A 26,063-nucleotide genomic window follows, 5' to 3' on the forward strand; every position below is an offset into this window, starting at 1 on the left:
GCTTCCTGGCCCAGTGACCCCGTGACCCCGTGACTCAGTGACCCAGTGACCCCGTGACTCAGCGACCCAGCGCGGGCCGGGCTCCCCGCAGCCCGGCCCGCCCGCTCAGTCCACCCGCTGCGTCGCACCGAGGGCCGTGAGAAGGAACGCGTACTCCCACGCGGTGTCCTCCCAGCCCTGGTAGCGGCCGGACGCGCCGCCGTGGCCGCCGTCCATCTCGGTGCGCAGCAGGATCGGGGCGCCGCCCTCGGCCAGGGGCGTGGCCTGGTCGCTCGTCACCGTCCGCCGCAGCTGGGCCACCCACTTGGCGGGCTCCACGTAGAGCACGCGGGTGTCGTGCAGGCTCGTCACCGCGGCGATCGCCGGGTAGTCCACCGCCCGCACGTTCTCGTACGGCGTGTAGTCGCGCATGGCCGCGTACACCTCGGGGTCCTCGATGGGGTTGCCCCACTCCTCCCACTCCAGCGCGGACAGCGGCAGCTCCGGGTCCAGGATGGACGTCAGCGCGTCCACGAAGGGCACCACCGCCAGGCACGCCCGGTACAGCTCGGGGGCGAGGTTGAGCACGGCGCCCATCAGCAGTCCGCCGGCCGAGCCGCCGGTGCAGGCGACGCGGGCCGGATCCGCCCAGCCGAGGTCCACGAGGTGACGGGTGGCGTCCACGAAGTCGGTGAAGGAGCGGCGCTTGACCAGCTTCTTGCCGTCCTCGTACCAGCGCCGGCCCAGCTCGCCGCCGCCGCGCACGTGTGCCACCGCGTAGACCACGCCGCGGTCCAGCAGGGACAGGCGGGCCACGCCCAGCACGGGGTCCATGGACATCTCGTAGGAGCCGTAGCCGTAGACCACGCAGGGGGCGGTGCCGTCCGCGGCCACGTCCTTCCGGCGGATCACCGTCACGGGGATGCGCACGGGCTCCCCGGTGACGGAGCTCGGCTCGGAGGCCGGCGCCCACACGCGCTCGGCCACGTACAGGGAGGGGTCGTAGCCGGGGACCTCGGTCTCGCGGCGCAGGTGCACCTCGCCGGTGGCGGCGGAGACGTCGAGCACGCGGGCGGGGCTGATCCAGGAGGTGTAGGCCAGTCGCAGGAACGGCGACTCGGCCGCCGTCGAGGCCAGGTGGCACGCGTACAGCTCCTCCTCGAAGGCCGGCTCGCGCCAGTCGGCGGCCTCGCCGGCGAGCACCGAGCCCAGCGGGGCGACGACGACGCGCGGCGTCGTCTCCCGGCGCACCGCCAAGGCGGCATGGGTGTGGGTCACCATGACACCGTCGACCTTGACGTCCTCGCGGTGGGGCACCACGGTGCGCCACGCGCCGCGGTCCGCCACGTCCGCCTCGGCCACCAGCGAGAGCATGCCGTTGGGCGCGGGGACGCCGGCGTCGGCCGCGTCCTGTCGGGCGACCGTGCGGTCGTGCACTACGAGCAGGCGGCGCACCCCGTCCGCGCCGGTGACCGGCTCGACGTCCGCCAGCATCCCCCAGGCACGCGGGATGAGCAGGCGCGGGGCAGGCAGGGGCGCGTCGGGGGATTCGGGCAGGTCGACCACGTGCGTCTCAGAGACCTCCGAGTTCCCGACGCCGATGAGCAGCTGGGTGCGGTCCGCGGTGCCGGTGAAGCCGGTCCACATGCCGGGGTCGGACTCCTCGTAGAGCAGCTGGTCCTGTGCGGGGTCGGTGCCCAGCACGTGGGCCTTGACCTGGTAGGGCCGCCACGAGTCGTCCCACACGGTGTAGAGGACGCGCGCGCCGGAGCGGTCGAAGCGGACGCCGTGGGCGATGTTCTCCACCACGTCCGGCAGGTCCTCACCGGTGGCGATCTCGCGCACGCGCAGGGTGAAGCGCTCGTCGCCGGTGTGGTCCACGGCGTAGGCCACGCGGGTCGAGTCGGGGCTGATGTGCAGGCCGCCGAGCGCGAAGAACGGGTGGCCCTCGGCCTCGGCGTTGCCGTCCAGGATCACCTGCTCGCCCTCCAACGGGGCGTCCGGGGTGACGACCGGCGGGGTCCAGTCCGCCTCGAGGTCGCCCGTGTCCGCGGCGGGGACGCGGCAGTGCACGGGGTACTCGGCGCCCTCCTTGGTGCGGGCGAAGTACCACCAGCCGTCGCGCCGGGACGGCACCGAGCGGTCCGTCTCCACGGTGCGGGCCTTGATCTCCCCGAAGATCGCCGCGCGCAGGGGCGCCTGGTCCGCCGTCACGGCGTCCGTGTACGCGTTCTCGGCGTGCAGGTGCTCCAGCACCCGGGCCTCCTCCTTGCCGCGGAGCCACTCGTACTCGTCCGTGAACGTGTGGCCGTGGTGGGTGCGCTCCGTCGGCTCGGTGTCCGCGACGGGGGCGACGGCGGCGGTCGGCGGGACGGGCCGCTCGGTCGCGGTCGGGGCGGCAGGGGTGGTCTCGGGGGCGACGGCGGCGTCGCGCGCAGCGGTGTTCTCGGGCATGCCGCCCATCCCATCACGCCGCGCGGCGTCGTGCCGAGCCGCGCCGTCGTCGTGCCCTGGCCCTTGCCCGCGTTGCGCTCACGACTCGCCGTCGGCGATGCGGGCGTGCGGCGAGTCGTGAGCGCAACGCGGGGTGGCCTGGTCGGGGCCGGGCCCGGGTCCGGGGCTGGAGAAGATCCGCCGGGTTGCGGCCCCCACCGGGCCCCGAGACGGCGACGGCGGCGCACCGGGCCGGTGCGCCGCCGTCGTGACGGGGTGGGGGAGGGTCAGCTCAGGCCGAGCCCCGCCCGGACCACGCCCATGCCGAAGTAGGCCACGAACGCCAGCGCCACGAACCACAGCAGCGGGTGCACCTCGCGGGCCCGGCCCTGGCCGGTGCGGATCACTGCGTAGGCGATCACGCCGGCGCCGATGCCGTTGACGATCGAGTACGTGAACGGCATCAGGATGAAGGTGAGGAACGCCGGGAACGCGGCGCCCGCGTCCTTCCAGTCGATCTGCACCACGTGCTGGCACATCATGAAGCCCACCACCACGAGCGCGGGGGCCACGGCCTCGAACGGCACGAGGTGGATCAGCGGGGACAGGAACATCGCGGCCAGGAACAGCAGGCCGGTGAACACGGAGGCCAGGCCCGTGCGGGCGCCCTCGCCGATGCCGGTGCCGGACTCCACGAAGATCTGGTTGGCCGAGCCCGAGGCGCCGCCGCCCACGGTCACCGCGAGCGCGTCCGCGGCGAGCACCCGGTTCAGGTCCGGGATGGAGCCGTCTGGGTTGACGTTGCCGGCCTCGCGGGCCAGGCCCACGGAGACGCCCATGGCGTCGAAGAACACGGAGAGCAGGATCGCGAACACGAGCAGCGAGGCCATCAGGGGGCCCACGGAGGCGAACGCGCCGAACAGGTCCACGCTGCCCAGCAGCGAGAGGTCCGGGGCGGCCCAGTCGGGCAGGGACGGGGCGATGAGGGACCAGCCGGTGGGGTTCGGCTGGCCGGCGGCGTCCACGGAGGGGCCGATGTGGAACACGGCCTCGAGGATGTTCGCCACGATCGTGGCCGCCACGATGCCGATGAGGATGGCCCCGCGCACCTTGCGGATCACGAGGACGGCGGTGAGCAGCAGGCCCACCACGAACACGAGCACGGGCCAGCCCTCGAGCTCGCCGCCGGTGCCCAGGCCCACGGGGACGGTGGTCTGGGCGGCGTCCGGCAGGCGGCGCACGAAGCCGGCGTTGACCAGGCCGATCAGCGCGATGAACAGGCCGATGCCCACCACGATGCCGGACTTCAGGGCCTCCGGGACGGCGTCGAACACCGCGCGGCGGAAGCCGGTGACCACGAGCAGGAGCATGACGAGGCCGGAGAGGGTCACCAGGCCCATGAGCTGGGGCCAGGTGAGGCCCGGGGTGGTGGCGATGGTGATGGACACGAACGCGGAGACGCCCAGGCCGGCCGCTACCGCGAACGGGTGGCGCGCCCACACGCCCATGAGGATGGTCATGACGCCGGCCACCAGCGCGGTGACCGCGGCCACGGCCGGGATGCCCAGCGTGTTCCCGGCGGAGTCCGGGCCGGAGAGGATCAGCGGGTTGAGCACCACGATGTAGCTCATGGCCAGGAACGTGGCGAGGCCGCCGCGGAACTCCTGCGCCACCGAGGAGCCGCGCTCCGTGATGCGGAAGTACCGGTCCAGGGCGCCGCGGGGGGTGCCGGAGGAGGGGGCCGGACGGGGGGTGGACGGGGGTTGTGCGGAGGCGGTGCGAGAGGCCATGGGACAAGGGTAGTGACCGGCGGGGACGGCGGCGTGCGCGCGTCGCGACTACGCTCGCGGACATGTCCCGCCGCTCCGCCTCCGCCGCCGGCACCCGGCAGGCCCTGCGGGGCGCGGTGCAGATCTACGCCCCCTCCACCGTCTACGCGGTGGGCCTGGGCGCCATGACGCCCGCGCTCGCGGTGGCCGCGCTGGCCCTGGGGCTGGACGCGGCCCGGGCGGCCGCCGTCGTGGTGCTCGTGGGCCTGGGCTCCCTGGTGGCCAACGCGCCCGCCTCCGCGCTCGCCGCCCGGGCGGGGGAGCGGGTGACCATCGTGGTCTCCGCGTTCCTCGGCACCGCCGGCGCCGCCCTGGCCTGGGCGACGACGGTGGGCCTGTCCTCCTCGCCGGGGCGCGAGGGCGTGGTGGAGCCGGGCCGGCTCGCCCTCTACCTGACGGCGGTGCTCGCCGTGGGCATGGCCGGGTCCGGCTTCAACCTGGCCCGGCAGGCGTACCTGGCGGTGGCGGTGCCGCCGAGCCATCGGGCCCGGGCGATGTCCACGCTCGGGGGCACCATCCGGATCGGCGTGTTCCTCGGCCCGTTCCTGGGCGCGGCCGTGCAGGCGGCGATGGGCCTGGACGGGGCGTTCGCCGCGGCCACGGCGGCCATGGCGGCCGGCGCCCTGCTGTGCCTGCGGATCCGGGACCTGCCCGCCTCCGGCGCGGCCGCCCCGGGCGCGGATCCTGGGGCGCAGCCCGTCCCGGCCGACCGGCCCCGCGTGGCGGACGTGGCCCGGGCCCGGCGCGGGGTGCTGCTGACGGCGGGCTTCGGCGTGGTGGCGGTCTCGGCCGCCCGGGCGGCGCGCAACGCGGTGATCCCGCTGTGGGCCATGCACCTGGGGATGGACGCCGCGAGCGCGTCCCTCGTGTTCGGCCTGGCCGGCGCCGTGGACCTGCTGCTCTTCTACCCGGCGGGCCGGCTGATGGACCGGCATGGGCGGCGCGCGGTCGCGGTGCCCTGCCTGGCCGTGCTCGGCGCGGGCTTCCTCGCGGTGAGCCTGACCCGGGACCCGGCCGCGTTCGCCGCGGCGACCGTGCTGCTGGGCATCGGCAACGGGTTCGGCGCGGGCATCGTGATGACCCTCGGGGCCGACTACTCGCCGCCGAACGCGCGGGCGCAGTTCCTCGGGATGTGGCGCTCGATGTCCGACGCCGGGATGCTCGCCGGCCCGCTGCTGCTCTCCGGGGTGACGGCGGCGGCGGGGCTGGCTGTGGGCGTGGGTTCCCTGGCCGCGGTGTGCGCGGTCGGCGCGGCGGTGTTCGCCGGGGTGCTGCCCCGCCGGCCGGGGGCGGTGGCGGACCCGCCGCCCGTCGTCGTCCGCGGTCGCTGAGGCGTCCGGGGACGACGCGGCGACCGGCCCCGCCGCGGCCCGCCGGCGCCGATCAGGCGGCCGGGTCCTCCGGGGGCAGGGTCTGGCCGGAGGCGTGGTCGTCGAACACCATGTACGTCTGCGTGTCGACGACGCCGGGCAGGGTCTGCAGCTCGTCGAAGATCACGCGCCGCAGGTCCGCGGTGTCCCGGGCGCGCACGAGCAGGATCACGTCCACGTTGCCGCCCACCAGGGAGACGTGCCAGACCTCGGGGATGGCCAGCAGGGTGGCGCGCAGCTCGCGCCAGTTGTGCTGGCGCAGCTTGAGAGTCACGTGGGCGGACGCGCCGAAGCCCACCTTCACGGGATCCACGCGTACCGTGAACCCCGTGATGACGCCGGCGTCCTGCAGGCGGTTCAGGCGCGAGTAGCAGTGCGCGCGGGAGATGTGCACGCGCTCGGCCAGCGCCGCCACGGACATGCGCCCGTCCTGCGTCAGCGCGCGGACGATCGCACGGTCCACGCGGTCCAGGGCCTCGGTGGGCATGGGTCCTCCTGGGGACGGGGAGCGGCTCGGGCCGCGGGGCGGCGGACCGTCCACGTGGCAACGATCACAGTAGCAGGATGTCCACGTCGGGAGCGAAAAGCACCCGGAACGTCTGATGGTGCCGCGCGAGGGCGCGACACATTGCCCGAAGTCGGCACACTGATCTTCACAGATCGAGAGGACCCAACGTGAGCGACCCCACCCCCGCCGTGTCCGGCTCGGCCCGGACCGATCAGGCCGAGGCCCGTCCGAACGCCGGCGCCGCCTTCGGCATCTCCCTCGAGGAGTACCTGCTGCCCGCCACCCGGCGCATCCAGCTGATCGGCGAGGACGGCACGCTGCTGTCCCCCGAGGAGCAGGGCGCCGAGCCCGGCCACGAGTACCCGCTGCCCTCGGACGACGAGCTCCTGACGGCCTACCGCCACCTCGTGATCGGCCGCCGCGTCAACGACCAGGCCTACGCCCTCGTGCGCCAGGGCCGCATGGCCGTCTACCCCTCCTCGCACGGCCAGGAGGCCTCCGAGGTCGCCGCCGCCGTGTGCCTCGGCAAGCAGGACTGGCTCTTCCCCACCTACCGGGACACCGTGGCCGTGATCGCCCGCGGCGTGCCCCCGCTCGAGGTCATGGTCTCCTACCAGGGCACCTGGCATCAGGGCTACGACCCCAACGAGCACCACGTCTCCGTCCAGTCCACCCCGCTGACCACCCAGCTGCTGCACGCCGTCGGCATGGCCAAGGCCGCCCGCCTGCGCGGCGAGGAGGTCGTGTGCCTGGCCATGGTCGGCGACGGCGGCACCTCCGAGGGCGACTTCCACGAGGCGCTGAACTTCGCGGCCGTGTTCAAGCTGCCGGTGATCTTCTTCGTGCAGAACAACAAGTTCGCCATCTCCGTGCCGTTCGCCAAGCAGTCGGCCGCCCCCTCGCTGGCCCACAAGGCCGTCGGCTACGGCCTGGCCGGCGAGCGCGTGGACGGCAACGACCTCGGCGCCCTGCTGGCCGTGCTCGGCCGCGCCGTGGACCTGTGCCGCCAGGGCCAGGGCCCCTTCCTCGTGGAGGCGGACACCTACCGCATGCAGGCCCACACCAACACCGACGACCCGACGCGCTACCGCGAGGACGCCGAGGTGCAGGAGTGGGAGGCGCGCGACCCGCTGCGCCGCATGACCGCCTACCTCGAGTCCACCGGCGCCCTCACCGAGGAGGTCTCCGCGGAGATCGCCCAGGCCGCCGAGGACGTCGCGAAGGACCTGCGCGACGCCATGAACGCCGAGGCGGAGCTCGATCCGCTCGAGCTGTTCGACCACGTCTACTCCGTGCAGACCCCGCAGCTCGCCGCCCAGCGCGCGCAGCTGGCCGAGGAGCTGTCCCGTTCCGAGAACCAGGAGGCCTGAGCATGGCGACCCTGACCTTCGCCGCCGCGCTCAACGCGGCGCTGGCCGACGAGATGGCCGCCGACGACATGGTGGTGGTGTTCGGCGAGGACGTCGGCACCCTGGGCGGCGTCTTCCGCATCACGGACGGGCTGACCAAGCGCTTCGGCGAGGAGCGCTGCTTCGACACCCCCCTGGCCGAGTCCGGCATCGCCGGCATGGCCGTGGGCATGGCCCTCGGCGGGGCGCGTCCCGTGATCGAGATGCAGTTCGACGCGTTCGCCTACCCGGCGTTCGAGCAGATCGCCTCGCACGTGGCCAAGATGCGCAACCGCACCAAGGGCGCCACCCCGATGCCCATGACCATCCGCATCCCCTACGGCGGCGGCATCGGCGGCGTCGAGCACCACTGCGACTCCTCCGAGTCCTACTACGCGCACACCCCGGGCCTGAAGGTGTACACCCCGGCGTCGGTGAAGGACGCCTACATGATGCTGCGGGCGGCCATCCGCCTGGACGACCCGGTCGTCTTCATGGAGCCCAAGAAGATGTACTGGACCAAGGCCGAGCTGGACCTCGAGGACCTGCGCGCCGAGTTCGAGGAGCGCTGGGGCCGCGTCGAGGAGAAGAAGGAGCACGGGGAGGCCTGGGCGCGCGCCGCCGTCGTCCGCGAGGGCTCCGACGTCACCCTCGTCTCCTACGGCCCCTCCGTGCCCACCTGCCTCGCCGCCGCCCGCGCGGCCGAGGAGGAGGGCCTCTCGGTCGAGGTCGTGGACCTGCGCACCGTGAACCCGCTGGACGAGGACACCATGGCCGCCTCGGTCTCCAAGACCGGCCGCGCCGTCGTCGTCGCCGAGCCCCAGGGCTTCGCGTCCGTGGCCTCCGAGCTGGTGGCCCGGATCCAGCAGCGCTGCTTCCACTCGCTGGCCGCCCCCGTGGGCCGCGTGACCGGTTTCGACATCCCGTTCCCCGCGCCGAAGCTCGAGGAGCACCACCTGCCGAACATCGACCGCATCCTGGACGCGATCGACGACCTGAACTGGGACCTGGACGCCGAGGAGGCCCGCGCATGAGCAACACCTTCCTGCTGCCCGACCTGGGCGAGGGCCTGACCGAGGCGGACATCGTCCGCTGGCTCGTGGCCGAGGGCGACGAGGTCGTCGTCGACCAGCCCATCGTCGAGGTGGAGACCGCCAAGGCCCTCGTGGAGGTGCCCAGCCCGTACGCCGGCACCGTGCTCACCCTGCACGGAGCCGAGGGCCAGACCATGGAGGTCGGCCGCCCGCTGATCACCGTGGGCGCCGCCGGCGAGTCCGGCGAGGGCTCCGCCCCCGTGGCCGGCACCGAGGCCCAGGCCGTCCCGCCGGCCACCGGCGAGGACGCGGCCGAGGCCGACCGCCCCGGCGCGCTGAGCTACCGCGAGGAGGAGATGGCCGGCGTCCAGCCGAAGCCGGACAAGGCCCGCGGCGGCGACGGCGACGTGGCCGGCTCCGACGAGGAGGCCTCCGGCGCCGTGCTCATCGGCTACGGCACCTCCGGCCACTCGGCGAAGTCCCGCACGCGCCCGTCCAAGCGCGGCCGCCGCGGCGCCGACACGACGACGGCCGGCGGCTCCGGCGCGTCCGCCGGCGCGGCGTCCGGGCAGGGAGAGCAGGCCGGGCAGGCCCGCGCCCCGCGCGTGACCAGCCCGATCGTGCGCAAGCTCGCCCGCGAGCAGGGCGTCGACGTCGCCGCCCTCACCGGCACCGGCCCCGACGGCCTGATCACCCGCGCGGACGTGCTCTCCGCGGCGCAGGGCGGCGACGCCCCGCAGGCCGCGGCGGCCCCCGCCGCCCAGCCGGCCGCGACCGCCGGTGCCGCGAGCACCGTCGGCGCCGGGTCCGCCGACGCGCGGACCGGCCTGGCCGTCGTCGCCCGCACCCCGATCTCGGGCGTGCGCAAGGTGATCGCCGACCAGCTCTCCCGCTCGCGCCGCGAGGTCCCCGAGGTCACGGCGTGGCTGGACGTGGACGTCACGGCCCTCCTGGAGCTGCGCGCCGCCCTCAAGGCCAAGGACGCGGAGAACGCGCCGAGCCTGCTCGGCCTCATCGCCCGCTTCACCCTCGCCGGCCTGCGCCGGTACCCGGTGATGAACGCGCGCATCGAGGCCGGCGCGGACGGCAAGGACGAGATCGTGGAGGTCGACGGCGTCCACCTCGGCCTGGCCGTGCAGACCGACCGCGGCCTCATGGTGCCCTCCGTGGAGCACGCCGAGCGCCTCTCCGCGGACGAGCTGACCGCCGCGATCAACGAGACCGTGACCCGCGCCCGCGAGGGCAAGGCCGCCCCGGCCGAGCTCACCCGCGGCACGTTCACCCTGAACAACTACGGGCCGCTGGGCACGGACGGCGCCACGCCGATCATCAACGTGCCCGAGGTGGGCATGCTCGGCATCGGGCGGATCATCGACCGCCCGTGGGTCGTGGACGGGGAGATCGTGGTCCGCAAGGTCACCGAGATGACCGTGACCTTCGACCACCGCGTCACCGACGGCGCCACCGCGAGCGCGTTCCTCACCTTCGTGGCGGACTGCCTCAACGACCCGCAGTCGGCGCTCGCCCGGATCTGATCCGAGCCCGCCGGAACGGCCCCCGCATCACCCGATGCGGGGGCCGTTCGCGCGCCGGGCGGCGATCATGCGGTGCGGCTGCGGCGGAACGCCGTGGCGAGGGCGCCCCAGCACAGCACCACCGGGGCGGCGCTGAGCAGGATCCCGGCCGGCTCGGCCGCCGGGTGCGGACTCGCCCCGGCCGCCGCCGGCGCCTCCAGCGTCAGCCACAGCAGCACGAGCCCGGCGGCCATCCCGACGGCGCCCACGGTCCACATGCCGATCTCCGCGGCCCGGGCGCCGCGCGGCGCGGGCCGGGGGCCGTCCTCGTGCAGGGCCAGCGGCACGGCGAGCAGGCCCCAGCCGGCGGCCACGAGGGCGGCCGCGGCCATGTCCGAGGGGCGATGCCAGGCCTCGGTGTAGGCGACCGCGCCGGTGAGCGCGCTGACCGCGGTGCCGAGGACGGCCGTGACGGGCCGCCAGCGGGCGGGCACCAGCAGCAGCGCGGCCACGGCGGCGCCGGCGGCGAGGGTCATGTGCCCCGAGGGCAGCGAGTTGCCGCCGGAGAAGGGGACGCCGGCGGCGTGCTCGGGCCGCGGCAGCACCGCCTTGAGCAACTGCGTGGTCAGGTTGGCGCCGATCAGGGCGGCCAGGGCGAGCATGCCGCGTCGTCGCCAGCGGGGCACGGCGAGCGCGCCGAGGGAGGCCAGGGCGACGCCGGCGGCGAGCGTCAGCGGCAGCAGGCGCACCACGCGGGAGGCCAGGTCCGGCACGGTGTCCGCGTAGCGCTCCTCCACGGCGCGGAACACCTGGTACTCCAGGACCTGCCCGGCCGAGGACCACACCAGGGCGGCGTAGAGCAGCACGACGCCGGCCACGCACGCGGCCAGCGCGGCCCACCACGGCCACGAGGGGACGCGGAGCGGAGGGCGGGCGGTGCGGGGCATGGCGACCATTGTCCCGCACCGCCCGCCCCCGCGTCCGTCCGCGGGAGAGCCACGACCCCGCCCGTCACCTTTCGTGTGGGAAACGGGAGCCTCTTTCGTGCGGGAAACGGGAGGCTTGGGGGTCGTTTTCGTGTGGGAAACGGGAAGCTCGGGGGCCGCTTTCGTGTGGGAAACGGGAGGCGGGCACGACGACGGCGGGCACGGTCCCCGTTTCCCACACGAAAGCGTGGGGGAGGCTCCCGTTTCCCGCACGAAAGCGTGAGGGGTGGGGGTTCCTAGACTGGCCGCATGAACCCCGCGCACCCCTCCGACCCCGCGCACCCCTCCGACCCCGCGCACCCCTCCGCCTCCGCCCCCGCCCGCACCGCCGCCCTGCCCCCGCTGCCCGGCGCGCCGGGCGGGCCCGCGCTGCCGAGCGTCGAGGACCTGCTGGCGGACGCCGTCGCGGTCACCCTGCCGATGCGCGTGCGCTTCCGCGGCACGGACGCCCGCCAGGCCCTGCTGCTGCGCGGCCCGGCCGGCTGGGCCGAGTTCTCCCCGTTCCCCGAGTACGGGCCGGCCGAGTCGTCCGCCTGGCTGGCCGCGGCGATCGAGGCCGGCTGGCAGGGCTGGCCAGCGCCGGTGCGGGACGTCGTCCCGGTGAACGCCACGGTCCCCGCGGTGGAGGCGGACGCGGTCGAGTCCGTGCTCGCCCGCTACGGGGAGGGCATCACGGCGGTCAAGGTGAAGGTCGCCGAGCACCGTCCCGGCGGCGGCCTCGTCCCCGGCTCCCACTCCGCGGACCTCGCCCGCGTGCGCCGCGTCCGGGAGCTGCTGCCCGACGCGCACGTGCGGATCGACGCGAACGCCGGCTGGACGCCGGCCGAGGCGATCGCGATGCTCGCCGAGCTGGCCGACGTCGGCCTCGAGTACGCCGAGCAGCCCGTGCCCGGCATCAAGAAGCTGGCCCGGGTGCGTCGGGAGCTGCGGGCGCGCGGCGTCTCCACGCCCATCGCCGCAGACGAGGCGGTGCGCAAGGCCGAGGACCCGCTGGCGGTGGCGGCGGCGGGCGCGGCGGACCTCATCGTGGTGAAGGTCCAGCCCCTCGGCGGGGTGCGCCGGGCCGCGGCGATCGTGGCGGCCGCGGGCCTGCCGGCGGTGGTCTCCTCTGCGCTGGACACGTCGGTGGGCATCGCCGGCGGCGCCGCCCTGGCCGCGCACCTGCCCGCGCTGCCGCACGCGTGCGGGCTCGGCACGGCGGCGCTGTTCGACGACGACGTCGTCGCCCCGGCCTGGACGCCGCGGCAGGGCGTCCTGGAGGCGCCGGGGGAGCGGGCCCCCGAGCCGGACCCGGCGCTGCTCGGCCGGGTCCGCGCGGACGAGCGCACCCACGCGTGGTGGCGGGACCGGGTGGCCGCGGCGCACGCCGTCCTCGCCGCCGGCGGCCGCTGACGGGACGACGGCAGGGGCTGAGGTCGGGCACAGCCGGGGCCAATAGGGCACGGCGGCGGGACGAAATCCGGCGGGCGCCGAGTGTTCCCCGGCGGTTCACCTGCGGGCCAGCGGACCGATCGAATGGCGGGCCACAGTGTGGCCCGGGTCCGCCCCGCCCGTCGGGCGCGCTGCGCGGACCGGATCACTCCCCGCGTCGAGAAGGACTCCTCATGCTCAAGCGCCTCCTGCCCATGGCCGGCCACACCCGCGGCAACCGCTCCGCCGTCACCTGCGCCCTGAAGTGCGGCAACGCCTGCTCGCACCCCATGCCGAACACCTCGGCCAACACCACGTTCCAGGAGATCGCCGAGACCGCGATCTCGCGGCGCGCGGCCCTCGGCGTGGGCGGCGGCCTGGCGGCCGCCGTCGTCATCGGCGCGCAGGTGGCCCAGGCCCCCGAGGCGCTCGCGGACAACGGCGCGGCCCCGCGCGGCGGCGGCAAGCTGGACTACCGGGCGATCGCGCCGGTGCCGCGCACCGTGGACACCGTCACCGTGCCCGAGGGCTACGACTGGGGCACCGTGATCCGCTGGGGCGACCCCCTCTTCGCGGACTCCGAGGAGTTCGACATCCTGCACCAGACCGGCGCCTCGCAGGCCGGGCAGTTCGGCTACAACAACGACTACCTGAACATCATCTCGGACGGCGGGAACGACCGCTCCGGCTACCTCGTGTCCAACCACGAGTACACGAACGAATACATCATGTTCCCGCCGGCGTACATCGCCTCGAACTTCACGGACGTCGTGGACGCCGCCATCGAGGCGCACGGCCTGTCCATCGTGGACCTCAAGCGCGCCAAGCAGGGTGCCAAGTGGGAGTACGTCCGCGGCGGCCGCCGCAACCGCCGCATCACCGGCACCACCCCCTTCACGGTCACCGGCCCCGCCGCCGGGCACGCGCTGCTGAAGACCGTCGAGGACCCCACCGGCACCCGCGTGCTGGGCACCCTGAACAACTGCGCCGGCGGCACCACCCCCTGGGGCACCGTGCTCTCGGGCGAGGAGAACTTCAACCAGTACTTCAAGGGCCGCGGCACCGCGGAGGAGAAGCGCTACGGCATCGGCACCGGGAGCACGGAGCGCCGCTGGGAGGAGGTCCACGACCGCTTCGACCTCACCGCGCCGGGCTACGAGAACGAGGCCAACCGCTTCGGCTGGATCGTGGAGATCGACCCGGAGGACCCCACGTCCACCCCGGTGAAGCGCACCCTGCTGGGCCGCTTCAAGCACGAGGCCGGCACCGCCGTCGTCGCGCCCTCGGGCCAGGCCGTGGTCTACTCCGGCGACGACGAGCGCCACGACTACCTCTACAAGTTCGTCTCGGCCGAGAAGGTCGTCGAGGGGGACAAGAAGCACAACATGACCCTGCTGGACGAGGGCACCCTGTACGTGGCCCGGTTCACCGGCGACTCCCCGGCGTCCGAGATCGACGGCCGCGGCACCCTGCCCTCGGACGGCGAGTTCGACGGCTCGGGCGAGTGGATCGCCCTGACCACGGACAGGAAGTCCTTCGTGCCCGGCATGTCCGTGGCCGAGGTCCTCGTCTACACCCGCCTCGCCGCGGACAAGATGGGCGCCACCAAGATGGACCGCCCGGAGGACGTGGAGACCAACCCGGTCAACGGCAAGGTCTACATGGCGCTGACCAACAACACCCGCCGCACCGCGGTGGACGAGGCCAACCCCGTGGTGGGCAACCGCGACGGCCACGTCATCGAGCTCACCGAGCGCGGCGGCGACCACGCCTCCACCCGCTTCGACTGGGTCATCCTGCTGCTCGCCGGCGACCCGGCCGTGTCCTCCTCCGTGTACTTCTCGGGCTTCCCCCAGGAGAAGGTCTCGCCCATCTCCTGCCCGGACAACGTGGCGTTCGACTCCGCGGGCAACCTCTGGATCTCCACGGACGGCCAGCCCGGCACCATCGGCTTCGGCGACGCCCTGCACAAGGTGACCCTGGACGGCCCGGAGCGCGGCCGCGTGGAGCAGTTCCTCTCCGTGCCCCGCGACGCCGAGACCTGCGGCCCCGTGGTCCACGACCGCGACAACTCGGTGTTCGTGAACGTCCAGCACCCCGGCGAGAACGGCATGTGGGGCGCGCACACGTCCTACTTCCCGGACTACCTGGACCCGGCCGGCCCCGTGCAGGTGGGCGACAAGGTGGCCGCCCCGCGTCCGTCCGTGGTCCAGGTGTTCGACGTGACCGGGAACAACGGCGTCGGCAAGGGCTCCGGCAAGGACAAGGGCAACAAGGGCAAGGGGAACAAGGGCGGCAAGGGCAAGGGCCCGAAGGCCTGATCCTGGACCGAACTGTCCTGCACCGTGCCGCTCTGAGGGCGATTCCGCGTCTCAGAGCGGCCGGATGCAGGACAGCTCGCGTCCTCCCGCCGCGAGGCCGTCACAGGCGGTGCGCACCGTGCGCCCGACGTGGCGCCCCCGCCGCACCGGGCGCGCACCCCTCACGCGCCCCGGCCTAGACTGGTGGCCACCATGACCTCCGTCGACTCCCTCTTCGTCGCCCGTGCCGTGGCCGACGCCCTGATCGAGGCCGGCATGCGAGACGCGGTGGTCTGCCCCGGCTCCCGCTCGGCCCCGCTGGCCTACGCGCTCGCGGAGCGGGAGCGCGCCGGCGCGGTGCGGCTGCACGTGCGGGTGGACGAGCGCTCGGCCGGCTTCCTGGCCCACGGGCTCTCCCTGGCCTCGGGCCGCCCGGTGGGCGTGCTGACCACCTCGGGCACCGCCGTCGGGAACCTGCTGCCGGCCCTGATGGAGTCCTTCCACGCGGGCACCCGAGTGATCGCGCTGACCGCGGACCGCCCGACCGAGCTGCATGGCACGGGCGCCAACCAGACCACCTCCCAGGAGGGCGTGTTCGCGCTGCATGTGCGCCACGCCGCCTCCATCGGCTGCGACGCGCCCGCGGGCCGGGACGCGGACGCCCACCTGCGCGCGGTGGGGGCCATGGTGCACCGCGCGCTGCTGGCCGCGGACGGCGTGGTCGCGGACGGCGCCGGGCACGACGACGGCGGCCACGTCCCCGAGCCCGGTCCGGTCACCGTGGGGGAGGCCCCGGCGGGGCCCGTGCACCTGAACCTGCAGTTCAGGGCCCCGCTCGTGCCGGCCCCGGACGAGGCCGCGGCGATGGGCTCGGCGCGTCAGTCCGCTCCGCAGTCTCCGGCCGACCCCGCGTCCGAGGCGGCCGTGCACTCCGCCTACCAGGCGCCGGGGGCCCTGCTCTCGGGCTTCCCGGAGCTGGACGTCGCCCGCCTGACGCAGCGGCGCACCGTGGTGCTCGCGTGCCACGGGGCCGGTCCGGTCGCGGCGGCGTTCGCGCTCGCCCTGGGCCTGCCGCTGCTGGCGGAGCCGTCCTCGAACGCGCGCTTCTCCGTGGACGCGATCGCCGCCTACCCGCTGCTGCTGGGCTCGGCGGGCGGCCGCGGGCCGGACTCCCACCCGCTGGCCAGGCGCATCGAGCGCGTGGTGCTGTTCGGCCGTCCCACGCTCACCCGTCCGGTCACCGCGCTGCTGGCCCGCGAGGACGTGGAGACCGTCCTGTTCGCGCCCGAGCCGGCGCCGTGGTTCGAGCCGGGGCGCCGCCGCGAGCGGCCGATCGAGACGCTGGAGGAGCTCGCCGACTTCGCCGGCCACGGCGAGGCCGGGTGGCTCTCGGCCTGGCAGCGGGCGTCGATGCGGGCCCAGGCCGCCGTGGAGGACGTGCTCGTCGCCGAGGACCTCCGCCACGGGCTGAGCCCGCAGTCGGTGGCGCAGGTGGGTGCCGCGGTCACCCGCGGCCCGCTGGTGCTCGGCTCCTCCTCGGTGATCCGGGACGTGGACCTCACCTGGCGTCCGCCGACCGCCCCGGACGCGGAGGTGTACGCCAACCGCGGCCTGGCCGGGATCGACGGGACGGTCTCCACCGCCGCGGGCGTGGCCCTGGCGCGGGGGATGCGCACCGTCGCCCTGCTCGGGGACCTCACGGCGCTGCACGACGTCGGCGGCCTGCTCGTCGGCCCCACCGAGGTGGAGCCGGACCTCGAGCTGGTGATCGTCAACGACGACGGCGGCGCGATCTTCGCCGGCCTCGAGCACGGGGCCGTGGCCGCGGTGCCGGGCCTGGCCGCCCCCGTGGAGCGGCTCTTCGCCACCCCGCACGGCGTGGACGTGGCGGCGCTGGCCGCCGCCTACGGCATCCCGCACGTGGCCGTGTCGGACCGCGTGGGGCTCATCCACTGCCTCGCCGACCCCGTGCGCGGCCGTCGGATCGTGGAGGTGCGCTGCTCGCGGGCCGACCGCCCGCGCGTCGCCGCGGCCCTCGCCGAGGCCGTCCGCGCCACCTTCCCCGCGGCCGCCGACTCCGCTCCCGCAGACACCGACCCCGCACCCGCCGACCCCGCCGCCGAGGAGGCCCCGCAGTGACCGCCGCGCCGTCGTCGTCCCCGTCCGAGTCCGCCCCGCCGCCCGTGGTGCGCCGGGCGGACGTGCTGATCTCCGGCGGCGGCCCCGCCGGGGCCACTGCGGCCGCGCACCTCGCCGCGGCCGGGCTGGACGTGGTGGTGCTGGAGAAGACCGCGCACCCGCGCGAGAAGGTCTGCGGCGACGGGCTGACCCCGCAGGCCGTGCGCGAGCTGCAGCTGCTCGGCGTGCCGCATCGCGGCGAGCCGGGCGACGACGGCGGCTGGCAGGTGATCCGCGGCCTGCGGCTGCGCGCGGGGGAGCGGTCCGTGGACGTGCCCTGGCCCGAGACCCGCAGCTGGCCCGACTACGCGCTCACCCGCACGCGGCGGGACTTCGACGCCCTCCTGGCGGACCTCGCCCGGGAGCGCGGCGCCGAGGTCCGCGAGCGGCACGCCGTCACCTCCGTGGTGCGGGACGACGCCGGCCGGGTGTGCGGGCTGGACGCCGAGCTGATCGCGCCGAACGGCCGCAAGACGGGGGAGACGGCGCGCTTCGAGGCGCCCGTGGTGCTCTCCTGCGACGGGGTCTCCGCGCGCGCCGCGGTCTCCGCCGGCATCCACCGCCGCGAGGACCGCCCCATGGGCGTGGCCGTGCGCGCGTACTACACGGCCGGGCCCGCCGCGGACGGTGCCGTCCCGGCCCCGCCGGGGGACCGGGGCGAGTGGATGGAGTCCTGGCTGCGCCTGCCGGACGCGCAGGGCCGCCCGCTGCCCGGCTACGGCTGGCTGTTCCCGCTCGCGGACGGCACCGTGAACGTGGGCCTGGGCATCCTGGACACCTCCCCGCAGTTCGGGAAGTTGGACTACCGGGGGCTGCTGAAGTCCTGGTCCGGGGCGCTCACCCCGGACTGGGGGATCTCGGAGCAGACCCGCGTCTCGAAGATCCTCGGCGCCGCCCTGCCCATGGCGTTCAACCGCACCCCGCAGCACGTGCCCGGCATGCTGCTGGTGGGCGACGCCGCCGGCATGGTCTCCCCGTTCAACGGCGAGGGCATCGGCTTCGCCATGGAGGCGGCCCGGATCGCCGCGGACCTGGCCGTGCAGGCGCACGCCGCCGGGTCCGACGCCGCGGCGGACGCGGTCCTCTCCCGGTACCCGGTGATCACGCAGCACCTGTGGGGCCGGCACTTCGCCCTGGGCGCCCGGTTCGCCCGGCTGATCGGCGATCCCCGCGTGATGCGGGCCTCGCTGGGCGCCGGCATGGCCGTCCCGCCGCTGCTGCGCGCGGTGGTCAAGGTCATGGGCAACACGGTGGACCCGGAGCGCGGCGACGCCGTGGACCGCGCGGTCCGCGTGCTCGAGGCGATCACACCGGCGCTGACCACCGCGGACTCCGCGCCGTTGGGTAGGCTTGCCCGGTGAGCACCGCAGACCCCGGCTTCGCCCTGCCCTCCGGCTTCGAGCCTCTCGCCGAGCACGGCCGTGTCCTGGAGGTCGTGCTGACCGGGCTCGAGCAGGTCGAGGAGCAGCTGGACCGCGCCGTCAGCTTCGAGGACCTGTTCTCGGACACCGCCGCCCACCACCTGCTGGCCGCCGGCGGCAAGCGCGTGCGCCCCGTGCTCACGGTGCTCGCCTCCCTCCTGGGGGACCCGGCCCTGGCCTCCGGCGAGGTCGCGGACGTGAACGCCCAGGTGCGCCAGGCCGCCGTCGTCATGGAGCTCACGCACCTGGCCACGCTGTACCACGACGACGTGATGGACGAGGCCCCGGTGCGCCGCGGCGCCCCCGCCGCGCACCGCCTGTGGGGCAACTCCGCCGCCATCCTGGCCGGCGACCTGATCTTCGCGCGCGCCTCCCAGCTCATGTCCGAGCTGGGCATGCGGCCCGTGCGCATCCAGGCGGACACCTTCGAGCGGCTCGTGCAGGGTCAGCTCTGGGAGACGCAGGGCCCCGACGAGGGCGCCGACCCCGTGGAGCACTACTACCGGGTGCTCGCGGGCAAGACCGGCTCCCTGATCGCCGCCGCCGGCATGCTCGGCGCGCTGCTGGGCGGGGCGGACGAGGAGGCCGTGCAGGTGATGAGCGCCTACGGCGAGAAGGTCGGCCTGGCCTTCCAGCTGGCGGACGACCTCATCGACCTCACCGGCACCGCCGAGCAGATCGGCAAGACCCCGGGCACGGACCTGCGCGAGCGCGTGCCCACCCTCACCACGCTCCTGCTCGACCGCGCCGCGGCCGGCGAGGGCCCGGACGCGCAGGAGGCCCGCCGCGTGCGCGCCCTCGTGGACGGCCCCCTGGACACGGACGAGCAGCTGGCCGCCGCGGTCGCGGCGCTCACGGCGCACCCGGCCATCGACGAGGCGTGGGCCGTCACCCGGGCCTGGGTCGACGACGCCAAGCAGGCGCTCGCCCCGCTGCCGGACTCGGTGGTGAAGACCTCCCTCGAGGGGTTCGCCGACTACGTGGTCGAGCGGTCGGCCTGAGCCGCCGCTCGGCCGCGGGCGGTGCATCGCCGCGCGGCCGTCCGCGCCCCGCTCGGTGGAGCGGACCTCAATCCAGGAAGGTCGGGGCCGGGTCGAGCTCGGCGGCGAGCTCCCGGGCCTTGAGCGCGCGCACCTCGGGCGAGACCGGGTGGCGCAGCTGCCGGTAGAGCAGGTCGCCCTCGAAGCGGGGGAACACGTGCAGGTGGTAGTGCCACACGTGCTGGTTGCCGGCCGGCTCGTTGTGCTGGCGCGTGGAGACCCCGTCCGGGGACCAGGCCCGCTTCATGGCCAGCGCCACCTCGCGGGCCATCAGCGCGATGCGCTGCAGCACGCGCGGGGGCAGCTCGTAGAGGTTCTCGTAGTGGCCGGCCGGGCACACCATGGCGTGGCCCTCGTGGTCGCCGAAGCCGTCCACCGCGATCAGCACGAGCAGGTCCTCGTCCTGGTACACGGTGTCCGCGAGCTCGCACCGGTTCCCGGGGTCCGAGACGTCGCCGGCCACGAGCCCGCAGAAAGGGCAGACGTAGCCCTCGGGGGCGTGGGAGCGCAGCCGGGGCCCGCTCATCGCTCGTCACGTCCGCCGTCGTCCTCCGGGTCCTCGAACGTCCAGGCGAGCAGGTCCGTGATGAACTCGCTGAAGGTGCCGCCCTCGTCCTGCCAGTCGCCCTCCTCGGCCTCGGCGCCGGAGGAGCGGCGCCACACGAGCGGGTCCGGCAGGGCCAGGTTGTCCACGGGCAGGCCCCACACCACGGTCTCCTCGGCGTCCTCGAGGAACATCAGGAAGCCGTCGCGCACCTCGAGGTCCTCGGGGTCCCACACGTAGTGGTCGGTCTCCATGAGGTCGCCGCAGTTGCCCAAGGCCAGGTAGAACTCGCGCAGGGCGGCGGGGACCATGAAGCCGGCGCCGAGCTGCCCGGCGGCGGGGGACTGGCCCAGGCGGGCCTCGACGTCGGCGGGGGACAGGCCGTCGTCCTCGGCCCACGCGTCCCCGAGCAGGTCCGGGACGAGGCGCTGGAAGGCGGGCAGGTGCACGGGTGCGGGGGGCTTAGCGGGCATGCGGCCAGTCTAGGCTCGCGCGCCGTGACCGGCCCGGGCCGCCCGACGGTGCAGGCGGGACGCCCGCACCTGGTCCAGGGTGAACACGAGCAGCGAGACCCAGATCAGCCCGAATCCGGCCCAGCGCGCGACGGGCATCTGCTCGCCGAGCACGGTGACGGCCACGATGAACTGCAGGATCGGCGCCGTGTACTGGAGCATGCCGAGCGTGGTGAGGGTGAGGGACTTCGCCGCGGCGGAGAAGAGGATCAGCGGCACCGCGGTGAGCACGCCGAGCCCGGCCATGAGCCAGAAGTGCGCGGGCCCCTCGGTGAACGTGGTGAGCAGCCCGGCCTGGCCGAGCCACACCATGCCCACGGCGAAGGCGGGCAGGAGCACCACGGTCTCGGCGGTCATGGTGGTCACCGCGTGCACGGGCGTGGGGAACCGCTTCTTCACGAACCCGTACAGCCCGAAGGAGAAGGCCAGCCCCAGCGCGATCCACGGCACCTGCCCCATGGCCACGGACATCACGACGACGGCCGCCACGGCGATCCCGACGGCGGCCCATTGGCCGCGGCGCAGCCGCTCGCCGAGGAACAGCACGCCCAGCAGAACGTTGACCAGCGGGTTCATGAAGTAGCCGAGCGACGCCTGCAGCACGTTGCCGGTGGTCACGGAGACGGCGTAGAGCAGCCAGTTCGTCCCGATGAACCCGGCGGCCAGCGCGGTGGCGCCCCAGCGGGCCGGCGTGGCCAGGGAGGTGCGCAGCTCCCGCAGGCGGCGCATGAGCGCGAGCAGCACGAGGCAGAACACGAGGGCGAAGCCGACGCGCACCACCACGATCTCCACCGCGCCGGCGGGCGCGAGCCGCGCCATGTACAGGGGAAGCAGCCCCCACAGGAAGTAGGCGGTGAAGCCCAGCGCCAGCCCGCGCGGGTCGTTGGCCGGGGCCGGGGAGACTGCCGGCAGGGCACCGGTGTCCGGGGCGGCGGCGTCGGGGGGCACGCCGGGGCGGCGCGAGGCGGGGGATGGGCTCACGCGGGCCACTGTAGGCCAGTCCTCACCGGTGGGGGCCGGTGCGTCCCGGGTGAGCACTCTCACCCAGGTCGCGCCCAGTTGCGCCGGTAGACTGGGAGGTCGATCCCCGCGCGCCGACGCGCCGCCGCGAACCCGCCGCGGCCTCCCGGCGCGCCCCGCCGTCGTCGTGAAGGAACTGACCGCCGTGACCGAACGCCCTGACCGCCCGCTGCGCATCGCCATCATCGGCGCCGGACCCGCCGGGGTGTACACGGCGGACATCCTGACCAAGGAGGAGCGGGACTTCCGCGTCAGCATCGACCTGTTCGACCGCTACCCGGCCCCGTTCGGTCTGATCCGCTACGGGGTGGCCCCGGACCATCCGCGCATCAAGGGCATCGTCAACGCCCTGCACAAGGTGATGGACCGCGGGGACATCCGCTTCCTCGGCAACGTGGACTACGGCACGGATCTGAGCCTGGCGGACCTGCGTCGGCACTACGACGCGATCGTGTTCTCCACCGGGGCGGTGCGCGACGCGCGGCTGGACGTGCCCGGCGTCGAGCTCGCCGGCTCCTACGGTGGCGCCGACTTCGCCTCCTGGTATGACGGGCACCCGGACGTGCCGCGGCACTGGCCGCTGGACGCCACCCAGGTGGCCGTCATCGGCAACGGCAACGTGGCCCTGGATGTGGCCCGGATCCTGTCCAAGCATGCCGAGGATCTGCTGCCCACCGAGATCCCGGACAACGTGTACCGCGACCTCGCCGCCTCCCCGGTTACGGACGTGCACGTGTTCGGCCGCCGCGGCCCCGCCCAGGTGAAGTTCACCCCGCTGGAGCTGCGCGAGCTGGCGCACTCGCGGGATGTGGACATCGTGCTGTACGAGGAGGACTTCGACTTCGATGAGGCCTCGGAGAAGGCGATCGAGGAGAGCAACCAGGTCCGCACCATGGTGGGCACCCTGACGAACTGGCTCATGGAGCAGGAGGACCGCGAGCAGTCCGCGTCCCGCCGGCTGCATCTGCATTTCCTCCAGGCCCCCGAGGAGTTCCTCGACGCGGACGGGGACGGCCGCGTGGACGGGCTGCGCATGCGCCGCATGGAGCTGGACGGCGCCGGCGGCGTGCGCCCCACGGACGAGACCGTGGACTATCCGGTGCAGGCCGTCTACCGCGCGGTGGGCTACTTCGGCTCGCCCCTGGACGGTGTGGAGTTCGACGCCGCCCGCGGCGTGGTGCCCAACGACGAGGGCCGGGTGCTCGACGCCGACGGCGCCCCCGTGCCCGGCCTCTACGCCTCCGGCTGGATCAAGCGCGGCCCCGTGGGCCTGATCGGTCACACCAAGGGTGACTCCCTCGAGACCATCAAGCACCTCATCGAGGACGAGCCGGGGCTGTGGACCGCGCAGGAGCCCTCGGAGGAGTCCGTGATCGAGCTGCTCGAGTCCCGTGAGGTCCCGTTCACCACGTGGGAGGGCTGGCAGGCCCTGGACGCGCACGAGAAGTCGCTCGGCGAGCAGGCCACGGAGGCCGGCCCGGTCGAGCGCGAGCGCGTGAAGGTCGTGGACCGCGAGGAGATGACGCGGATCTCCCGCGAGGGCGCCTGGGCCCCCACCGCCTGAGCGGCCCCGCCCCACGATGACGGCGCGCACCCCGGCGAGGGTGCGCGCCGTCGTCGTCCCGGCGCGGCGCGGGGCGGGCGGGGGCGGGGCTAGGCTTCCGTCGGTGGCCCGCCTCCTCGTCGACCTGACCCCGCTGAAGGTCTCGCCCGCCTACCGGCGGCTGTGGGTGGGCAACACGCTCTCCTTCGTGGGCACGCAGCTCACGCTCGTGGCGGTCTCGCTCGAGGTGTTCGCCCTGACGGGCTCCTCGTTCGCGGTCGGCCTGCTCGGTCTGGCGGCGCTCGTGCCCCTGGTGGTGGCCGGCCTGTACGGCGGGGCCGTGGCGGACCGGCACGACCGCCGCACCGTGGCCCTGGCCTCCTCGGCCGTGATGTGGCTGACCACCGTGGGCATCGCCGCGCACGCGTGGGCCGGCATCGAGTCGGTGCCCCTGCTCTACGCGCTCGTGGCCCTGCACTCGGGCGCCTCCGGCATCAACCAGCCCACGCGCGGGGCGATCATCCCCGCCCTCGTGGGCCTGAAGCTGGTGCCGGCCGCGAACGCCCTGAACATGATGACGTTCTCCGTGGCCATGATGGCCGGGCCCGTGCTCGGCGGCGTGCTCGTGGCCTCGGTGGGCTACGCGTGGACGTACTCGATCGACGTCGTCACGTTCCTCGCCGCCCTCTACGCCGTGTGGCGGCTGCCGTCCCTGCCCCCGCAGCGCGCCGAGGGCGAGGCCGCGCCCACCGGCCGCATCGGCGTGCGCTCCGTGGTGGAGGGGCTGCGGTTCCTGGGCTCCCGGCCCAACCTGCGCATGACCTTCCTCGCGGACATCGTGGCCATGGCGACGGCGTTCCCCCGCGCCCTGCTGCCCGCCGTGGGCGGCATGGTCCTCGGCGGGGGCGAGGCCGCCGTCGGGGTGCTGCTGGCCGCGATGGCGGCCGGCGCCTTCCTGGCGGGCCTGTTCTCCGGCCCGTTCACGCGCCTGCACGCCCAGGGCTGGGGCGTGTACATCTCGATCCTCGTGTGGGGCGCCTCCGTGGCGGCGTTCGGCGGTGTGGTGTGGTGGGCGCAGGGGCTGCCCGACGGCGACCCCCGGCTCACCGGGGCGTTCGTGGCCGCGGCGCTGTGCCTGGCCGTGGGCGGGGCCGCGGACTCGATCTCCGGCGTCTTCCGCACCACCATCCTGCAGTCCGCCACCCCGGACCACCTGCGCGGGCGCCTGCAGGGCGTGTTCGTGGTGGTCGTGGCCGGCGGGCCCCGCGTGGGCGAGCTGCTCACCGGCGGCGCGTCCGTGGCCGTGGGGGAGGGGCTGACCCTGCTGCTGGGCGGGCTGGCGTGCGTGCTCGGCGTGAGCCTGCTGATGCGCCGTCAGCCGGAGTTCCTGAAGTACGACGCGCGCAGCCCCACGCCCTGAGACGCACCGAGCCCCGCGCCCTGAGGGGCGCGGGGCTCGGGGTGCGCGGGGCCCGGTGTGCGCGGTGTGCCGGCGGGGTGCTGCGGCGCGGCAACCCGCGGTCAGTCCTTGCGGTCGGCCTCGATCGTGGCTGGCACGTCCCCGCCGAGGCGACGCCAGTGGCGGATGAGGTCCTCGTCCGGGGTCTTCTGCAGGGTCTCGCGGGCCGTCTCCTCGGCCTTCTTGATGCGCCGGTCGAGGTCCTGGTGGGCGGCCTCGTACGCGGCGTCGTGCCGGTGCCCGCGCAGGGAGCCGGCGTCCTCGGTGCGCCGCTCCACGGGCAGGAGCTGCTCGGCCATCGCATCCTGGTTGGCGCGCTGTGCCTTCAGGTTCGCCGGGGCCAGCGCCTGGGCCACGAAGCCGTGGTCCAGCAGGATCCCGCGGGGGGCTTCCACGCCGTGGCGCAGGGCGAGGTCCACGTAGTCGTCCAGGGTGAGGAGCATGGCGGCGCGGGTGAACTTGAGGTCGTCGATCGGCCGGCCGTCCACGCGGGCCCGCGCCCGGGCCTGGCCGATGGTGGCGTCGGCGGACCACACGGCCCCGCGGGGATCGATCAGGTAGAGCATGCGGACTCCTCGTCGGCTCGGGAAGGGTGCGGGTGGATCAGCGGAAGTTGACGAACTGCAGGTCGGCGTCCTCGAAGTCCTTGAGCATCGTGATGACCTGCTGCAGGTCGTCGCGGGACTTCGAGGAGACGCGCAGCTCGTCGCCCTGGATCTGCGCCTTGACGGACTTGGGGCCCTCGTCGCGGATCAGCTTGGTGATCTTCTTGGCGGTCGGCTGGTCGATGCCCTCCTTCATGGAGGCCTCGATCCGGTACTCCTTGCCGGAAGCGAACGGGGCGCCGGCGTCGAGCGACTTCAGGGAGATGCCGCGCTTGACGAGCTTGGACTCGAAGACGTCCTTGACCGCCTTCACGCGCTCCTCGGAGGAGGCCTTCATGAGGATCTTCTCGCCGGAGAAGTCGATCTCGGCGCCGACGCCCTTGAAGTCGTAGCGCTGGGCGATCTCCTTCTGCGCCTGGTTCAGGGCGTTGGACACCTCCTGGCTGTCCACCTTGCTGACGACGTCGAACGTGGAATCGCTGGCCACGGCTGGTCTCCTTCACGGTCTCGGGATGCGGGACGGGCCCGGTCGGTGCCGCCCGGGGTGGGGCGGCGGCACGGGCTCTCTCGGGGTTCACCCTACCGGGGCGGGCGCTCGCGGTCGCGGGGCGATTGGCGGCGTGCCGCGGGGATGCTGTACAGTCGACTCTCGCCCGAGCGGTGCGCCACGTGATTCACGTGGACAGCCGCGAAAGCGCCCGGCAGATTACCCGAGCGGCCAAAGGGGGCTGACTGTAAATCAGCTGGCATTGCCTACGGGGGTTCGAATCCCTCATCTGCCACGGGAGTCGGAAGACCCCGGGACCGGAGACGGTCCCGGGGTCTTTCGCTGTCTCCGGGGTCTTGTGGCGTCTCCGGCCCTCCGCACTCCGGGGCGTCCGCGTCTCCGGCCCGCGTCGCCCGCCGCGGTGGTGGGACCGGACCGGGCCGCAACCTCCAGATCGACGGAATCGGCTCGGATCGACGGCCGTTCCGTCGGTCCGAGCCGAT

20 protein-coding genes and 1 tRNA gene are annotated in these 26,063 nt (G+C 74.6%); 12 read left to right on the plus strand and 9 right to left on the minus strand.

Annotated features, from left to right (window positions below; all coding sequences use genetic code 11):
• Window positions 1-105 precede the first annotated feature (105 nt).
• Together HDA33_RS00420 and HDA33_RS00425 are read right to left on the minus strand one after the other, a co-directional pair.
• Window positions 106-2,442, minus strand: a complete 2,337-nt coding sequence (locus HDA33_RS00420; RefSeq protein WP_184169724.1) for a S9 family peptidase — start codon at window positions 2,440-2,442, stop codon at window positions 106-108.
• A 257-nt stretch (window positions 2,443-2,699) separates the two neighbouring features.
• Window positions 2,700-4,202 (minus strand): NCS2 family permease, encoded by a 1,503-nt coding sequence (locus HDA33_RS00425; protein WP_184169727.1) that lies wholly within the window; start codon window positions 4,200-4,202, stop codon window positions 2,700-2,702.
• 62 nt (window positions 4,203-4,264) lie between these two features.
• Between HDA33_RS00425 and HDA33_RS00430 the strand changes: the two genes are divergently transcribed.
• Window positions 4,265-5,572: an MFS transporter gene (locus tag HDA33_RS00430; RefSeq protein WP_184169730.1), complete on the plus strand. Its 1,308-nt coding sequence runs from the start codon at window positions 4,265-4,267 to the stop codon at window positions 5,570-5,572.
• 52 nt (window positions 5,573-5,624) lie between these two features.
• On the opposite strand, the gene HDA33_RS00435 is transcribed toward HDA33_RS00430, so the two are convergent.
• On the minus strand, window positions 5,625-6,098 hold the full coding sequence (locus tag HDA33_RS00435) for an Lrp/AsnC family transcriptional regulator (RefSeq protein ID WP_158494190.1): 474 nt from the start codon (window positions 6,096-6,098) through the stop codon (window positions 5,625-5,627).
• Window positions 6,099-6,286: 188 nt separating this feature from the next.
• Here HDA33_RS00435 and HDA33_RS00440 point away from each other — a divergent pair, with 188 nt between their 5' ends.
• From HDA33_RS00440 to HDA33_RS00450, 3 genes are read left to right on the plus strand one after another with little or no spacing between them, the layout of a single operon-like run.
• Complete coding sequence (locus HDA33_RS00440; RefSeq protein WP_184169733.1) at window positions 6,287-7,489, plus strand: thiamine pyrophosphate-dependent enzyme; 1,203 nt, start codon at window positions 6,287-6,289, stop codon at window positions 7,487-7,489.
• Window positions 7,490-7,491: 2 nt separating this feature from the next.
• Window positions 7,492-8,541 (plus strand): alpha-ketoacid dehydrogenase subunit beta, encoded by a 1,050-nt coding sequence (locus tag HDA33_RS00445; RefSeq protein WP_184169736.1) that lies wholly within the window; start codon window positions 7,492-7,494, stop codon window positions 8,539-8,541.
• Window positions 8,538-10,076, plus strand: a complete 1,539-nt coding sequence (locus HDA33_RS00450) for a dihydrolipoamide acetyltransferase family protein (protein WP_184169739.1) — start codon at window positions 8,538-8,540, stop codon at window positions 10,074-10,076. The genes HDA33_RS00445 and HDA33_RS00450 overlap by 4 nt, the downstream gene beginning before the upstream one ends.
• Before the next feature lie 65 nt (window positions 10,077-10,141).
• Here the strand turns inward: HDA33_RS00450 and HDA33_RS00455 are convergent, their stop codons facing one another.
• Entirely contained in the window at window positions 10,142-11,002 is an 861-nt protein-coding gene (locus tag HDA33_RS00455; RefSeq protein ID WP_184169741.1) for a phosphatase PAP2 family protein, read from the minus strand.
• A 288-nt stretch (window positions 11,003-11,290) separates the two neighbouring features.
• Here HDA33_RS00455 and HDA33_RS00460 point away from each other — a divergent pair, with 288 nt between their 5' ends.
• From HDA33_RS00460 to HDA33_RS00480, 5 genes are all read left to right on the plus strand, one after another.
• A complete protein-coding gene (locus HDA33_RS00460; RefSeq protein ID WP_184169744.1) occupies window positions 11,291-12,433 on the plus strand; it encodes an o-succinylbenzoate synthase in 1,143 nt (380 codons plus the stop codon).
• 212 nt (window positions 12,434-12,645) lie between these two features.
• Window positions 12,646-14,772: a PhoX family protein gene (locus HDA33_RS00465; protein WP_184169747.1), complete on the plus strand. Its 2,127-nt coding sequence runs from the start codon at window positions 12,646-12,648 to the stop codon at window positions 14,770-14,772.
• 192 nt (window positions 14,773-14,964) lie between these two features.
• Complete coding sequence (gene menD / locus HDA33_RS00470) at window positions 14,965-16,890, plus strand: 2-succinyl-5-enolpyruvyl-6-hydroxy-3-cyclohexene-1-carboxylate synthase (protein ID WP_184169750.1); 1,926 nt, start codon at window positions 14,965-14,967, stop codon at window positions 16,888-16,890.
• Window positions 16,887-18,290: a geranylgeranyl reductase family protein gene (locus HDA33_RS00475; RefSeq protein WP_338104208.1), complete on the plus strand. Its 1,404-nt coding sequence runs from the start codon at window positions 16,887-16,889 to the stop codon at window positions 18,288-18,290. The genes menD and HDA33_RS00475 overlap by 4 nt, the downstream gene beginning before the upstream one ends.
• Complete coding sequence (locus HDA33_RS00480) at window positions 18,287-19,351, plus strand: polyprenyl synthetase family protein (RefSeq protein WP_184169753.1); 1,065 nt, start codon at window positions 18,287-18,289, stop codon at window positions 19,349-19,351. Before HDA33_RS00475 ends, HDA33_RS00480 begins: the two co-directional genes overlap by 4 nt.
• Before the next feature lie 67 nt (window positions 19,352-19,418).
• Here the strand turns inward: HDA33_RS00480 and HDA33_RS00485 are convergent, their stop codons facing one another.
• The 3 genes from HDA33_RS00485 to rarD are packed head-to-tail and all read right to left on the minus strand — an operon-like array spanning window position 19,419 to window position 21,436.
• On the minus strand, window positions 19,419-19,916 hold the full coding sequence (locus tag HDA33_RS00485) for an HIT family protein (RefSeq protein ID WP_017488933.1): 498 nt from the start codon (window positions 19,914-19,916) through the stop codon (window positions 19,419-19,421).
• Window positions 19,913-20,407 carry a hypothetical protein gene (locus tag HDA33_RS00490; protein ID WP_184169756.1) on the minus strand — a complete coding sequence of 165 codons (495 nt, stop codon included), beginning with the start codon at window positions 20,405-20,407 and terminating at the stop codon, window positions 19,913-19,915. The genes HDA33_RS00485 and HDA33_RS00490 overlap by 4 nt, the downstream gene beginning before the upstream one ends.
• A 9-nt stretch (window positions 20,408-20,416) precedes the next feature.
• Window positions 20,417-21,436 (minus strand): EamA family transporter RarD, encoded by a 1,020-nt coding sequence (gene rarD / locus HDA33_RS00495; protein ID WP_184169759.1) that lies wholly within the window; start codon window positions 21,434-21,436, stop codon window positions 20,417-20,419.
• Window positions 21,437-21,611: 175 nt separating this feature from the next.
• Between rarD and HDA33_RS00500 the strand changes: the two genes are divergently transcribed.
• Entirely contained in the window at window positions 21,612-23,030 is a 1,419-nt protein-coding gene (locus HDA33_RS00500) for an FAD-dependent oxidoreductase (protein ID WP_184169762.1), read from the plus strand.
• Window positions 23,031-23,133: 103 nt separating this feature from the next.
• Window positions 23,134-24,429, plus strand: coding sequence for an MFS transporter (locus HDA33_RS00505; RefSeq protein WP_184169765.1), 1,296 nt, complete (start codon window positions 23,134-23,136; stop codon window positions 24,427-24,429).
• A 101-nt stretch (window positions 24,430-24,530) separates the two neighbouring features.
• Here HDA33_RS00505 and HDA33_RS00510 read toward each other — a convergent pair whose 3' ends face one another.
• Both HDA33_RS00510 and HDA33_RS00515 read right to left on the minus strand, forming a co-directional pair.
• Window positions 24,531-25,034 (minus strand): hypothetical protein, encoded by a 504-nt coding sequence (locus HDA33_RS00510; protein WP_184169768.1) that lies wholly within the window; start codon window positions 25,032-25,034, stop codon window positions 24,531-24,533.
• Between the two features lie 37 nt (window positions 25,035-25,071).
• On the minus strand, window positions 25,072-25,560 hold the full coding sequence (locus HDA33_RS00515; RefSeq protein WP_184169771.1) for a YajQ family cyclic di-GMP-binding protein: 489 nt from the start codon (window positions 25,558-25,560) through the stop codon (window positions 25,072-25,074).
• Between the two features lie 213 nt (window positions 25,561-25,773).
• Between HDA33_RS00515 and HDA33_RS00520 the strand changes: the two genes are divergently transcribed.
• A tRNA-Tyr gene (locus HDA33_RS00520) sits at window positions 25,774-25,855 on the plus strand.
• Window positions 25,856-26,063: the final 208 nt, after the last annotated feature.

The organism is Micrococcus endophyticus (assembly GCF_014205115.1).
Lineage (GTDB): Bacteria > Actinomycetota > Actinomycetes > Actinomycetales > Micrococcaceae > Micrococcus > Micrococcus endophyticus.